The following is a 14,343-nucleotide window of genomic DNA, read 5'->3' as shown; positions in this document are numbered from 1 at the left end:
TCAAAATTTGAAAAAAGGCTGGGGACATCAAGAAAAGCAGGATGGGGAATGAAGCGGTGGCGAAAGGAAAAAATGAAAGCAACCTAAGTCCGAACGAAACTGGACTCAGGTTGCTGAAGATGGTTTTAAATGACGGTTTACTTTACGGTAATCAGTTCAAAAAAGTTGCCTTCTCTTTATTTATGACTTGAGTCTAAATTATTTGCGTAGCGGCGCAGCGACTCCTTGAGGCGGGTTACTTCGTTATCAATATGACTATCGCTATCATAATACCAAGTAACAGTCTCAGTAGCAATAGATGTTTGCGGGTCATCTGCATTAGCTTCATCGGTCAGCGCGGAGCCGGTCCATAGAATCCCCACCAGAGCCAAACAAAAGAGTAAAATGCCCGCCTTCTTCCCTTTCGGGTCCATAATTAAAGATATCCGATTTTTCAAGTCTTTTTTCCCTCCATAAAAATTACTTGATAATCCTGTTTGGACCTTCGCTCCATTCCTGACGACAGCAATAATTGTTTCCCCGTATTGCATTCGCCGTTGATGATCTGCATTCTGTAAAACCAATGCATCACAGGAAATTTCACATTGTTTCGCAGCCGCTTTTGCCATAATATAGACAACCGGATTAAACCAATGAAACGCGGTTGCCATCAGAATCATGGCCTTATACCAGAGGTCGTGCCGTTTGTAATGAATCAACTCATGCTTTAGAATCAGTGACAATACATCGTCTGAGAGTTCCATAGGCGGAAGTAAAATGACAGGCCTGAAAAAGCCAACGAGCATTGGATTTGTAATACTCTCACACACGCTTAACCCTACAGGTTTGTTTATCCTCAGTTCCGATCTCACACGGTCCAAAATTCCCAAAACCTTCACATCGAGAACAGGCTCACTCCATCGGCGTATCGTCTTTATGAAGCGACCATGCCGCAGAGCATGATACAATACAATGCTTACAACGCCACATCCCCAAATTGCTGCAAGCAACCACCACAAAGGGATTGTTGCCCAATTGTTCTCCATATCCCTTACAGCCATGAACGACATTGATTGGGCAAAAGCTACAGGAATATCCGGTATAGGCACATGGAAAATTAACGGGTCGATCTGTGGACGAAAGGGAATTATCCAGCCTGCCGCAATCAGCAGCCAAACCTTATACATCCACTTTGCGGCATATCGTTTTGATAAAATGGGCCGTACTGCCGTATACATAAGCGTTATCAACGACATCGAAACAGAGCATTGAATCAGGGTTACTAAAAATCCCTGCATATCACTCCCTCTTTTCTTTCAGCCACTTTTCCAGTTGGTCTAGGTCGCTGTCCTTTACCTTATTACCGGCATACAGCGTAGCAACCAGGCTGAAGAAGGAGTTCGCATGAAAACGCTCCATAAAGTCACCTGTTTCAAATTTCAGGTAGTCCTCCTTGCTAATGAGCGGAAAATAAATACGCTCTCTTCCCTTTTTCTCAGTTCGAATGAAACCTCGTTCCATCAGCCGTAACATTAGGGAAATGACCGTCTGCGCTTTCCATCCCCTTTCGTTTCCAAGCTGTTGCATAATAATATGGGTCGTTACAGGTGGATCATTGGCCCAAACCACTTTCATAATATCAAACTCCGCATCAGGCAGCTTTTTCATCGTTCTATGGATCAACTCCTTTAAGACAATTGTCTACCTAAGATTCTACATTTGTCTTATATACATGTCAAACCTAAACAATCAAGATAAAATCTGGATTGATATAAACATGCTATTGAATAATTGAAGAAACTTGTCCCCAGATCGATGCATTAGAACATATATGTAATGAAAGCTACAATGTAACACTTCATGAATTGGAGGTGATTCCGTTGGACAATTAACGTAAACATAGATCTTCACGTGGAACAGCATAATACTTCACTTGATAATACAGCACTTTGAAATCCAAATTCCCAATTTTAGAATGGAGGCTATCGGCTATGAAAAAGAACGCTCTCTTATTTTTATCGGTACTGACTCTTCTCCTTCTACTCACACCTAGCCTTGCTTTTGCGAATGATCAACAGGACTACAACTCCCTGTCACAACAGGAACTTGCGTATCAGGATATTGACGTAGCGCCCGAGGAATGGAAGGATGAAATCTTGGACGCAAGGAATTCTATCATTTACAGCACTTCTTGGACCGTTGATGGCCAGGTTGCGTATGAGCTGCCGGATGGAACCATTGAAGAACTTCCTGAATTTTCCGACCTGTTTCCGGACTGGGACGTTCCTAGATTGAAAGAGGACGTGCGCAAACAACAGTTAGCTAAGCTGACAGCTTATGATTTTCAGATCCTAGCCGCGAATTATGTAGGGTTTGTCTATCTATTTGAACCATCCGATTCTTCAGCGACACTGCCGTTTTACACCTTTTTCACCAGCGCCAGCAGAGTTACAATGACAGCTGACTCTTTGCCAGGGACAAGCTATAATGGCGGATTCACGAATATTGACACTGGCGCAGACCTCGGTTATGTAAATAACGTTAAGCAAGGCGGAAAAATATATCTTACGAACCCTAAACGTAACACTGCTTATGGAGCTCGTGCGAGTACCTACAGCACAACCGGATATGCGCAAATGAGTGTAGTTGATGGTTAATCCCCCATAAGATCTCATTGCTGGTAGAGATGATGCTTCACCCAAAGTAGTTATTTCTACTAAAGCGATGATTATTGGGGATGTCATTCTTAAACTTATCGCTGCTAAAAGATTATTAAAGCGCCACGCCTCATGAAAACAGGCATGGCGCTTTCTCTAGTCATCAATAAATGCTGACGCTCTACCAATCCCTTAATTTTATACCTTACTACCGATATTTTTTGGGTCTGGGGTACTCAGTACTTCTTGCAGGCATTCCATTCACTCCACCCCCTTCAACGACTCGATCATATGAATCCGCGTCACTTTCTTCCGCAGCATAAGGTTGGAGAGAAGGGTCAGGAAGAATGCCAGCGCAACCGACGCCAGCATAATCACAAGGTTTAATTGATCGGGAATTTGCTGATGCGTACTCGAAAGCGCCTTGATAATGATGGAATAAACATAACAGCTGATCGGCAGGGCAACAATGACCGCAAAAGCGGTTAACAGCATGTTCTCAGAGAAGATCAGCCGGTTGATTTTACGTTTGGGATAGCCTAATACCTTCAGGGTGGCAAGCTCACGATTCCTTTCATAAATATTGATGGAAGAGATCGTATAGATGGCGCCGAAGGACAGAATGACGGCACAGATGATAAACATGATGAAAATAAAGCTGTTTTGCTTCAGCATATATTGCGCAGATTTCTTGAGATCATCCTTGTCCACAATGGCCTCCACCTGCGGGTCCTGTTCGAAGAAGCTGCGAACGCCCGCCAGATCGGCAGCGCTATGGACGCTCACTAACAGAGAAGAAGGATCGTAGTCGATACCCACACTCTTCATATAATTCGGTGTGCTGTAGAACGATGGATTCGAGTATTGTGTGGAGATATCCAGAACCTTCATATCGACGATGGTTTGGTTAAGCTCCGGTGCCGTGAATTGAAGCTGGATTGTATCCCCTTCAGCAATATGATATTGATCCGCGTAAGATTTCGGTACCAGCACGCCATGATCCTCTAACGATAGCCGGTTGCCTTGTTCATCATAAAAGCGAATCAGCTCATTATCCTGCTCCGTAACCACCAGCGTAGCGTTTTCTTTGTTTTCCCCTCGGATGAGTTCCACAGGGTAGGTGGACAACCCATAACGTTCTGCTATGCCGGACGGCAGTGCTGCCATATCGGGGAACGATCCTATCGCATAATCGACTCGTAAATCATACGTATTCACCTCTTCAATCTGGCCGGCTACCTTGAGCAGGGCCGTCTGCGTGCCAAAAGCCGTGATCAACAAAACCGTACTGACCACAACGCCAACGGAGCTTGCGAATGCTTTTTGTTTATTTAGGAATATATTTCGTAGAATGATCTTGTAGCTGTAGGGAAGCCGGCTCCACATGCCCGGAACTTGCTCGATGAGCAGCTTCTTCATCTTCTTGGGCGGTTTCGGACGCATCGCCTGGGCAGCACGTTCTTGTAGGATCGCTCTGCCGCTGAAATAGCAGGACAGCATGCCAAACGCACTGGAGCAGATCATCGGAGGTAGGAGCGTAAAGAACGAGAGGGTGAATGTCAGGTCAGGCAGGGAGTAGCTTCTTCCAATCGACGTTGTAATGAGTGGAATGAATAGAGCGGCGGCGATGGCATAGCCCAAGATGGAGCCGATGACGCCTGCCAGCACAGGGTAGCCCATGTAATGCAGCATGATGCTTCTTTTTTTCACCCCTAATGCCTTCATAATGCCCACTTGATTTCGCTGGGAATCGATAATCCTCGACATGATCAGAAACAGAATCACCGCTTCAATCAAAAAGAGAACGATCGGGATCACCCTGCTCATCAGCTTATTATTATGAATCGTCTGCTGGGTCTGGGAATAGTTGAAGGTCCGTTCTTTACTGACCTGGCTTATATAAGGGAGGGACTGGGAATGTGCTTCAATGGCTTGGCCTAACTGGTCCATATCGTAACCGTCCTTGGCATCAATCAGGATCTCATTGTAGAACATGCTGCCTGCGATTTCAGGTATGGTCTCTTCGGGGATATAAGCGATTCCATAAGCTTGATGGTCCTGGGTTTCGTTCTTCTTGGCATGCTCCACATTTTCATTCAAGCCGCTAATCGTGAACGTCATGTCCTTGTCATTCACACGGAGGCTGATGGTATCACCTACACGGTAATGATGTGCCTCGGCATAGTGGGAGTCCAACAGGATCTCATTCGGCCCTGCTGGCATCCTGCCCTCCATCATCCTGGATGTGTTGATTGCATTAGGTACAGGGATCGAATGCACCGTTAATAAGGCTTTATCATCTTCAAAAGCCTGTTCGGCCTGGACGCTATAACGCCCTTCGATATGATGAATGCCTTCGATGTCTCGAAAACCGGCCACATCCTCAGCGGAAATTTGACTGTAATAAACGTTCAAGTCGCTTAGATTATGTTCTTGAAAATACCCCTTCGTATAGCCGCTAAGATTGTCACTTAAGGTAACCAGCCCCGTGTAGAAAAAGGCTCCCACCGCAATAACCAATACAATGGCTATGAATTGTCCTACCGACTGTCTCATGTCCCTTAATAATTTCAACGCTAAAACCTTCATCACCACTCGATCCCTTCAACGCTTTGTTTGTGCTCATTGATCGTGATGCTCTCGATCTTCCCGCTCTTGACGCGGATCACTTTATCCGCCATGGGCGCGATGGCCGAATTATGGGTGACCAGCACGACGCAGGTCTTCGTTTCCCGGTTCAAATCTTGAAGCAGCTTTAAGACCGATTTCCCTGTCACATAATCCAGAGCACCGGTGGGTTCGTCGCAGAGGAGCAGCGCGGGATTCTTGGCAACCGCTCTTGCGATCGCAACTCTTTGCTGTTCGCCGCCAGAGAGCTGGGAAGGGAAGTTCTTCATCCGATCTGTTAGTCCAACCTTATGTAAAATATCACGGGCGTCCAGATGGTCCTTACATACCTCTGTCGCAAATTCCACGTTCTCCAGCGCATTCAAATTCGGAATCAGGTTATAGAATTGAAAGACGAAGCCAACCTGCTCGCCGCGGTATTCGGTTAATCTCTTCTCGCTCCATCCCGTAATCTCTTGATCCCCCACAAACACTTGTCCCGAGGTAGCGGTATCCATCCCGCCGAGAATGTTCAAAATCGTGCTTTTCCCCGCCCCGCTGGCCCCTAGGATCACGACGAATTCCCCCTCTAATATGGAGAAGTCAACACCCGCAAGGGCTTGAATCGTCACTTCGCCGATTGGATAAGCCTTGGTTACGTTTTTGAATTCGATTAACGTTGTCACTTCTTACATCTCCCCGTATTGGAATTTCCAGAAATGGGTTGCCTGCCATTCCCGGTCACTTGTGAAGAAACTACCGCTTCTCACTAACCGCAAGTTACATTCTATATCCATCATATCTAGCCTCATGGATATTTCTTCCTGCAGCCGATGTATTTACGTATCGGTCTTCAGAAGGGTCTTTGTCGCCGCTTCTCCCGCTTCGCATCATGAACACAAAAAGAGTCATATAGGTGAACAACACCTACATGACTCTTGTACTTCCTATCTGAAATTGCAACACAATCCTTTTATTCTCTGTAGTAAGCGTAAAGCCTTCGATGACGGCATCCTCGAATGAAGCTTTTGCTATTCATTTGGTGCGGCGGTCAACGTACTGCGTTGTTTGATTTTTTGTATGGACAGATTCAAGCTGTAATTCCCATAATCGAGAAGTTTATTAAGAAAAAGGTTCAGTTGATCTTGGGATGAAACTTTTATCGTTAAATGGTAACAGCCTTCTCCCGAAATTCGATGTGCTTCAACTATCTCATTTTGATCCATAATAAAACGAATAAACGAATCGTGATTTGCTGTTTTCATATGAATAATAACAAATGCTGTATAAGCAAGCCCTAATCTCATTTCATCGATGATTAGGGAATAGGCTGTAATTACACCGCTTTCCTCAAGTTTTTTGATACGATTGCCTACTGCTTGTCCAGTCATATGAATTTGTTTCCCTAAGTCTTTCCATTGAATCCTTGAATTTTCGGTTAGTAACCGAAGGATCTGATAATCCGTTTGATCAAGTTGCATACCATAATCCTTTCACCGTGAAATGATTTGATGTAAAAGCGTTTCATCGAAGCATCGATTAAATTCAAGATGTCCTTTATCATTTTACTATACAGTAACCCTTATCCCAAAGTGGACAAAGGGAACCTGTATTGGTTACTTGGCCGCTGAGTAAACTATATCCAAATCAAAAAAGGAGTCTATTGCCATGAAAATACAACTCATTCGAAATGCGACACTTGTTGTCCAATATGCAGGGAAGAAGTTTTTAATCGACCCTTTTTTGGGAGAAAAAGATGCGTATCCGCCTTTCCCTAATTCGTTACGCCAAGATCGAAACAATCCTTTGGTTGGCTTGCCAACCTCGGTTGACCATATTATCAGCAACTTGGATGCTGTGATAGTCACTCATCTACATTTAGACCATTGGGACGATACGGCTAAAGAGGCGCTGCCAAAAGATATTAAAATGTTTGTACAAAACGAAGAAGACGCAGCAGAAGTCAGAAACGCCGGTTTTCAAAATGTAGAAGTGCTGCAAGAAAATTCAGCCTTTGGAGATATTCGATTAGTTAAAACTAAAGGCGAACACGGCAGAGGAGAAATATTACAACTTGCCGGACATGTGTGCGGTGTTGTCTTTAAGCACCCTAACGAGAAAACATTGTATATTGCTGGAGATACGGTTTGGTATGAAGCTGTTGGGGAAGCCATCGAAACACACAAACCGGAAATCATTGTTGTAAATGGGGGAGATAATCAATTCCTTCAAGGCGGATCTCTAGTAATGGGGAAAGAGGATATCTACCATGTTTATAAAGCCGCCCCTGAGGCGAAAATTATATCTGTCCATATGGAAGCAGTTAATCATTGGACATTATCGAGGGAAGAATTAAATATCTTTACTAACGAAAAAGGAATCTCCTCTAATGTTTTGATTCCAAATGACGGGGAATCCTACACGTTTTAGTGTATCGATGGATTAAAGCCAAAGTTCCTACAAGACCCTAAGAGCCTCTAGGGTCTTTTTTCTTGCCAAAACATGCTTTTTAACCACAAAAGCGGGTTCAGACATTATGGTCTTTATCGCCGCTTCTCCCGCAGCATGCTTAACACAAAAAGAGCCATATAGGTTAACAACGCCTACATGACTCTTATGCTTCCCATCCGAAATTGCAACACAAGCCTCTTTTACTTATGGCATACCTATATAGTCTCAGGTTTCCGGCACCGCGCCGAAGCTTGTACGATGAACGAGTCTATAAAAGCGTCTCTGAAGCCAGCGTAAACCCTTCAATCGCGACATCTTCGTCGACTTCAATCATGATGCAGCGTTTACCTTGGAAATTCACCTGTTTGACATACCTTAAATCCTGCGGGCTAATCGAAATCGTAGCTACCTTGGTTTCGATCTTAATAGATTTGGAAGTATACTTCGGCATGACGCTGGTTGCTTTCATCTCATAGTTCTTATTGTCCACGATGGTTTCGAATGCCCGCTCCACCTTCTCGGTCGTCACGTCCTCTACGCCGCTTGCGGTCAGTACACGCTCGAGATCTTTATAATCCAGCTTCGGAGGTTCTTCCTCCTTCGTCTCTTCGTTCATTTCGATCACCCGGTTGATTTCCTCGTACACCTGGGCAATGGTGGCTGAATCGAGCTGTTCGCCGGCCACTTCCTTGACGATATCTTCGAAAATCGCTCGCTCTTCTAGTGCCGTCACGGATCTTTCCCCGTTCAAGACCTGTTCGACAAAATGCGGATCCGGAAAATTCGATTTTCCCGTACAATACAAAATACGATTCACATCCGAATAATTGTCCGTCACGCTAGGGTACAGGAATCCTTGCTCCGGCGTACTTAACTTGATAATCGGATCTACAATGACATTGTACTTGAACTCCCGCTCCACATAATCGAACAAAAGCGTCTTCCGTTGTTTCTCCGTAGAATTCACGCTGCATAAAATGAACGGATGGGCGAACACCTCGTTCTTCTCGCTCTCCTCCGCTTCATCGTTTCTCGCCTTGGTCGGCAAATAATACTGTCCCCGAACGAACGTGACCACCATATCCCGCTCATATTGGGCATCCTTCAGCATTCGATCCACCAGCATCAGCATCAAGTCCTGCCATTCTTCCGGATCACCCGACACAAGAGCTTGGTGAAGCATGACCTGCGCCGGTTCCTCCGCTGCTTCCTGAAACCTCAATTCGAACAATTTTTGATCCAGTTCGCCGGTCAGCAGTTTTTTGAAATTCCCCATGTATAACTCTTGCTTCTCCCGATCCACCAGCTCGAACGGCAGGCGCTCCCAGTGGTAGATTTCATTCGTTTCCTTTGTAATATAGACATTGAGAATATCGTAAATATTCATTAAATCGTGATCCAGCTTAAATTGCTTGCGTATATTGGCGACTTCTTTTTTGTTCATATCCGATTCGGCAGCTCCTTCAATATAATCTGGCTTATCTAGTATAAATTATTGATCGTAAATTGGTAAGCGATCTTGCGGATTGCCTTGCTGCGCCTTGGGTCCATTCTCCTGCGGCCCTGATCCTCTATTGTTGCATATTTGAATACCCGAGTCGAGGACATTTCCTTGAAATAAACATCTGACTTCATTGTGTGATTTTCCTTTTTCCGGACACGCAGAATTATGGAAAATATCAAAAAAGGAAGACAAGCCGGTTGATTATCGCTCTAAGGGTGGTTCCCTGCTTTTCTTGCACCAAGTTCATCAGGGAAGGTCATGCTCTCGGAAATAAAAAAATGGCGATACGGGATTCGTTCCGTACCACCATTTCATGTTACTCTGTTTAATGCCATTCGCCGCCGAGCACCATTAAATGGACCCCCGATGGCTATCACACACTCCTCATGTGGTCGCTAATGCTGCCGAGCTAGGCGCATGCCTAGCCCGTTACAGCTTACCCGCAGCTTTCACTTTCACAAGCAGCGCATTGCCTGGCAAATACGCAATCGGAATGTCCTCGACGGACACAATCTGTACGGTCTGCGGATTCGCGCCAGCTGCCGTTGCCTCGTTCATGGCGCTTTCCTTCGCATCGCGGATGACGTCGTCATAACTCCAGTCGTCCAGCGAATAGATCCGCTCGGACTCGCCGCTAACCTCTCCCAGCGCTGCGCCGATCGCGTTCGCCGCATCATAGTTGTCCGGCCGGATGATTCGGCTTGCCCCGGCCAGCGTATCCGGTACCAACAGACTGCCGCCGCCGATCAGAATGACATCGACCGGGTCGGCACTCGTTTTCATCCGGTCTATGGCATCCTCCAGAATCTGCTGCATGACGGCATCCACCTTACCGCATACAGCTTCGTCCACGGCATCCGCGTTGGTGCCCGGCCATACGGCACGGCCCAGCTTTACGGCTACGTCCGTCGTCGTCAGCGTATCTCCGCCAAAGATGCGGGCCCGTGTCGTCAGCTTGTAGCCCACGCTGTCCGGGCCAACCGTCACGCCGCCTGCGTCGTCCAGCCGGACGATCGTCCCGCCGCCGAGGCCAATGGACAAAATGTCCGGCATCCGGAAATTCGTGCGAATGCCGCCGATATCCACCGCTGCCGACGACTGGCGCGGGAAGCCTTGCACGAGCACGCCGATATCCGTCGTCGTGCCGCCGATATCGACGACCAGCGCGTCGCTCAGCCCGGATAAATGCGCCGCGCCCCGAATCGAATTCGTCGGTCCACACGCAATCGTCAGAATCGGGTATCGAAGCGCATATTCGCTCTTCATCAACGTGCCGTCATTCTGGCAAATGTACAGCTGGGCATGGATACCGAACCCGTTCAGCGCTTCCTCGAAGCCGCGCACCACGCCCGCAATGACCTGCAGCAGCGCCGCGTTCAGCACGGAGGCATTCTCCCGCTCCAGCAATCCGATGCTGCCGATCTCGCTGGAGTAGGTAACCGGCATGTCCGAACCCAACACCTCGCGCACGATGTCTCCAACGCGCTTCTCCTGCTCACGATTCACTGGGGCAAATACGCCGCATATCGCCACGGCATCAACTTCTCCGCTCATCCGGCGGCACAGTTCGGCGATCTCCTCTTCGTCCAGATTCGCGATCTTGCGGCCGTCATACTCATAGCCGCCAGAGGCGACATAGCTATGCGGCCCAACTGCCGCGCGCAACGATTCGTCCCAGCCAGCGAGCGGCGGAACGGCTGTCGTTGCCGGAGCGCCGATGCGAATCAGGCCGACCCGGCCAAGATGCTTGCGCTCCACGATGGCATTGGTGCAATGCGTGGTGCCGAGCATCGCATAGCGAATGTCTGCTCCATTCACGCCGCTCTCCTGCAGCAGCCGACGCACGGCCTCCACAATGCCTTCGTTCACGTCGGCCGTCGTGTGGACCTTCACCTTGTGCACGCAGCGCAAGTCGGAGTCCAGCAGGGCGGCGTCCGTATTCGTTCCCCCTACGTCAATCCCAATACGGTAAACCTGGTTTGTGTCAGTCGTAGTTACCTGGGTCATTTCGCCGCACCTCCTTTCGAAGCCAACGTCTCGATCGGCACATAATCAAAGTCATAACCGAAGTATCTCGGCCCGGCCGTCTCGATGCCTTTCGGCGTGCGCCATTTGTCATCGCACGGCAAACCTGCTGCCGTTACCCGGGCACCATACTTCAAGTTCTCCGTCGTTACCGGCATACCCGTATCCTGATCCAGCAGCGTAATCAGATCAGGCGTAATGGCGAGCGGTTGATCGTCAACGGTGGCGAGCAGGAACTCATTCTGGAAAAACAGCCGCATCGTTTTTCCCTTGTTCTCGCCGGTACCTTCGAATACGGCTTCACCGCGCGTAAAACCGCCGTCCATGCGGCGACGGATATCCACGGCCTTGCCATGGAACAGGGCATGGCCGTTCAGCTTCGTGAGCAGCTCACGCACAGGATTCAGCTTCTGCTGCTTCGCTTCGAACAGCGTCCGCCCGATCTCATAGGCGAGCGTCAGCGTCCCGCCGATCGCGCTCCGCTTCGCCTGCGCGCCGGATACCGGATAATCGCAGATGGAGGCAGATCCCCCCATCTCCACCGTCAGCGCACGCGCCATCCGTTCTTCCCACACGCCGTCAATCGTATGCATCAGCGCGCTGTTGCCGCGCTCGTCCGCCATCGCCACCGGGCTGCACGGGATGCCTTCCAGATGGAACGTCACCATCTGCGATTCGGGAAACGCACGCCCCATCGCATCGGCATCGACGAGCGGAATTCCGCGCTGCGCCGCCGCAATGACCGGAACGAGCGAGTTGCCGCCGCCGACCTCGATCGGCATGACAGCATCCACCTTGCGCCCAAGCTCTCTCTCCATCAGATCAAGCGGTTTCGTCAGCTGTTCTGCCGAAGGGATTTTCTCCAGCATCACCGTCGGTGCTCCGATCATCGATACCGGCACGATAAGCCCTTCATCGTCCAGCTCTTCGAGAGTGGCGATTCGAACCGGGCCATACTTGCGGATCGCCTCCATGGCCATCAATTTTCCGACATGAGGATCTCCACCGCCGCCCGTGCCAAGCACCGCAGCTCCTATCGCGATATATTCAATGGCTTGTTCGTCCAATGAGGTTAATCTGGTTGCCTTGTTCATGCTTTCATCCCTTCTTTACTACCCATTTGCCTATGATTGCTTGTACGATAAATGCCATCAAGAAGCTGTCCAGCGCCGGAACCTGCGTCACATGGAACCATCCGAGCCCATCCGGGGCCATCGTTGTCATGAACCCGAAGAACGTGGCGATGACCCATACGACGATGGAGCGGGGAATCCAGCTCCGATTGCTGTCCAGCCCGTCAAACGAGAATTTATTTTTGTTCACCAACAAATACTCAGCCGTATATATGCCGCCCAGCGGTGCAACAAGCATCGTAATGTACGTCAGGAACGTCATGAAACGGTCATAAATGCCAAAGCAAGCAAGTGCCGTCGCAATCAACCCTGCAATAATCGTGATCACGGATTTAGGCACCCGTTTGAAGACGACGGAGAAACCCAGCCCCGCGGAATATAAATTGTTCGTATTGGTCGTCCATTGTGCCAGTGTCAGCACGATAATCGCCGGAATACCCAGTCCGAGCGTCAGAAGAATGCCCGTCAGATCGTCGGAATCCATCGCACGCGACAGGAAGATCGCAATGATGGTCATGAAGCTGTTGCCGACAAAGAAACCGATAAACGCGGCGGTAACCGCATGCTTTGGCGTTTTGGCCCAGCGCGCGATGTCAGGGGACAGCGCCGTTCCAAGAATAAAGATACCGATGACCAACGATATCGCCGTCCCCATCGGCAGGGCCTCACCCTCGAACGGTGACCAGACGGTGCTTCCGCCTTCCCCGTTAAGCGCCATGACCAGCGCGATAATAATAAACACAACGAGCAGCGGTACAGACCAGACGCTTAATTTTTCAATCGCCCTGTAGCCCCAGATCGCCGTGGACATCATGAGAAGTCCGCCAATGATCGACAGTACCCAGAGCGACCAATGCCAACCCCATAGCTCGCTTAACGCCGTCTGGAAGTTGGAAGCGAAGAAGCCGACCTGAACGCCGAACCAGCCCAGCGATGAAATGCCGAGAATGACCGAGACGATTAGTGCTCCTTGGTTCCCGAACAGAAACCGGCTGATCATGGCCGTCGACAGGCCCGTTTTGGCTCCCACATATGCGCAGACAGCCCCGATTATGCCCAATATGGCTGAACCGACGATGACCGCCGTAAACGAGTCGCCGATGCTCATGCCAGCGCCGAGCTGCGCACCCAAAAACATCGCGGACAGGTCAATGCCGATCGCAATCCAGACAAATGCCATCGAGAGCCACGATTTCCGCAAATGCTGGGGTACGGGCTCCCGTTCGTAATCTTCTATTTTCGTATCATTGCTCATGTTCCACCCTCTGCTTTCTGTACCATCTTGTTGATTGCCTTAAGCTTCGACAGATCTCCAGAACATCTCAAAGGCATGTTTCAGTTTCCGTTCGAACAGCTCCGGCGATTTATAGTAGTAATATTGCATGCCCAGCCCGTCCATCAAGGTGAGGTACGAATCCACCAGCGTCTCCATCGGGACGATGGCCAATTCGCCGCGATCCAGACCTTCCTGCATGATCTCGCCGATAATGCTGCTCAACAGCGTATCGAAACGCCCAAACGCCTCCTGCATCCGTTCCAGCAAGAAATCCGGCGGAAAAATTAAGTATCGGAACGCAAATGCAGCAAGCTCCTGCTTGTCCCGGTGGAAATCGTATTGGCGAAGCAGCAGCGCATGCAGTTTTTTCTCCGTACTCATTCCTTTGCTGGTTTCTGCCATCGCTTGGATATATTCGTTGTAAGCGCTCATCGATTCTTCGAAGACCGTCATGAACAGATCTTCCTTGCTCTCGAAAAAGGCGTAGATTGCCGGTGTCTTGACGCCGACCTCCTTCGCGATTTCCGATAATGCCGTTCCGTCGTAGCCCTTCTGTCCGAATAACCTCAGCGCAGCTTCTTTCAGCTTCGTTCTGGTCATGTTCATCCCCTTTTCACCAATTAATTAACGTTAATTAAGTAGATTATACAACTTTCTGCATAAAAATCAATCCATTTGATTACTCTGCCAAATGATCTTCCAATCTTTATA

Annotated in this window: 13 protein-coding genes; 2 read left to right on the top strand and 11 right to left on the bottom strand. The window is 48.8% G+C overall.

What is annotated here, in order from left to right; translation table 11 throughout:
• Positions 1–176: 176 nt before the first annotated feature.
• Both BJP58_RS25250 and BJP58_RS25245 read right to left on the bottom strand, forming a co-directional pair.
• Positions 177–1,277, bottom strand: a complete 1,101-nt coding sequence (locus BJP58_RS25250) for a M56 family metallopeptidase (RefSeq protein WP_194541061.1) — start codon at positions 1,275–1,277, stop codon at positions 177–179.
• A 1-nt stretch (position 1,278) separates the two neighbouring features.
• Entirely contained in the window at positions 1,279–1,647 is a 369-nt protein-coding gene (locus BJP58_RS25245) for a BlaI/MecI/CopY family transcriptional regulator (RefSeq protein WP_194541060.1), read from the bottom strand.
• Between the two features lie 323 nt (positions 1,648–1,970).
• Here BJP58_RS25245 and BJP58_RS25240 point away from each other — a divergent pair, with 323 nt between their 5' ends.
• Positions 1,971–2,636 (top strand): hypothetical protein, encoded by a 666-nt coding sequence (locus BJP58_RS25240; RefSeq protein ID WP_194541059.1) that lies wholly within the window; start codon positions 1,971–1,973, stop codon positions 2,634–2,636.
• Between the two features lie 261 nt (positions 2,637–2,897).
• Here BJP58_RS25240 and BJP58_RS25235 read toward each other — a convergent pair whose 3' ends face one another.
• The 3 genes from BJP58_RS25235 to BJP58_RS25225 form a co-directional block, all read right to left on the bottom strand.
• Positions 2,898–5,225: an ABC transporter permease gene (locus BJP58_RS25235; RefSeq protein ID WP_194541058.1), complete on the bottom strand. Its 2,328-nt coding sequence runs from the start codon at positions 5,223–5,225 to the stop codon at positions 2,898–2,900.
• Positions 5,225–5,929: an ABC transporter ATP-binding protein gene (locus tag BJP58_RS25230; RefSeq protein WP_194541057.1), complete on the bottom strand. Its 705-nt coding sequence runs from the start codon at positions 5,927–5,929 to the stop codon at positions 5,225–5,227. The genes BJP58_RS25235 and BJP58_RS25230 overlap by 1 nt, the downstream gene beginning before the upstream one ends.
• A 345-nt stretch (positions 5,930–6,274) precedes the next feature.
• Positions 6,275–6,724 (bottom strand): Lrp/AsnC family transcriptional regulator, encoded by a 450-nt coding sequence (locus BJP58_RS25225; protein WP_194541056.1) that lies wholly within the window; start codon positions 6,722–6,724, stop codon positions 6,275–6,277.
• A gap of 187 nt (positions 6,725–6,911) precedes the next feature.
• Between BJP58_RS25225 and BJP58_RS25220 the strand changes: the two genes are divergently transcribed.
• Positions 6,912–7,673: an MBL fold metallo-hydrolase gene (locus tag BJP58_RS25220; RefSeq protein WP_194541055.1), complete on the top strand. Its 762-nt coding sequence runs from the start codon at positions 6,912–6,914 to the stop codon at positions 7,671–7,673.
• Between the two features lie 289 nt (positions 7,674–7,962).
• Here BJP58_RS25220 and BJP58_RS25215 read toward each other — a convergent pair whose 3' ends face one another.
• The 6 genes from BJP58_RS25215 to BJP58_RS25190 all read right to left on the bottom strand — a co-directional run bounded on the left by BJP58_RS25215 (position 7,963) and on the right by BJP58_RS25190 (position 14,232).
• Positions 7,963–9,138, bottom strand: a complete 1,176-nt coding sequence (locus tag BJP58_RS25215) for a DUF4317 domain-containing protein (protein ID WP_194541054.1) — start codon at positions 9,136–9,138, stop codon at positions 7,963–7,965.
• Between the two features lie 38 nt (positions 9,139–9,176).
• Positions 9,177–9,329, bottom strand: a complete 153-nt coding sequence (locus BJP58_RS25210) for a hypothetical protein (RefSeq protein ID WP_194541053.1) — start codon at positions 9,327–9,329, stop codon at positions 9,177–9,179.
• Between the two features lie 298 nt (positions 9,330–9,627).
• Positions 9,628–11,205, bottom strand: coding sequence for an ROK family protein (locus BJP58_RS25205; protein ID WP_194541052.1), 1,578 nt, complete (start codon positions 11,203–11,205; stop codon positions 9,628–9,630).
• Positions 11,202–12,317 (bottom strand): S-methyl thiohydantoin desulfurase family protein, encoded by a 1,116-nt coding sequence (locus BJP58_RS25200; protein ID WP_194541051.1) that lies wholly within the window; start codon positions 12,315–12,317, stop codon positions 11,202–11,204. The genes BJP58_RS25205 and BJP58_RS25200 overlap by 4 nt, the downstream gene beginning before the upstream one ends.
• 4 nt (positions 12,318–12,321) lie before the next feature.
• On the bottom strand, positions 12,322–13,611 hold the full coding sequence (locus tag BJP58_RS25195) for a cytosine permease (RefSeq protein WP_194541050.1): 1,290 nt from the start codon (positions 13,609–13,611) through the stop codon (positions 12,322–12,324).
• 39 nt (positions 13,612–13,650) lie between these two features.
• Positions 13,651–14,232 (bottom strand): TetR/AcrR family transcriptional regulator, encoded by a 582-nt coding sequence (locus BJP58_RS25190; RefSeq protein WP_194541049.1) that lies wholly within the window; start codon positions 14,230–14,232, stop codon positions 13,651–13,653.
• Positions 14,233–14,343 lie beyond the last annotated feature (111 nt).

The organism is Paenibacillus sp. JZ16 (genome assembly GCF_015326965.1).
Taxonomy (GTDB): domain Bacteria; phylum Bacillota; class Bacilli; order Paenibacillales; family Paenibacillaceae; genus Paenibacillus_AQ.
The sequence above is the reverse complement of the archived record's forward strand: the minus strand, read 5'-3'. Positions and strand labels throughout refer to the sequence as shown.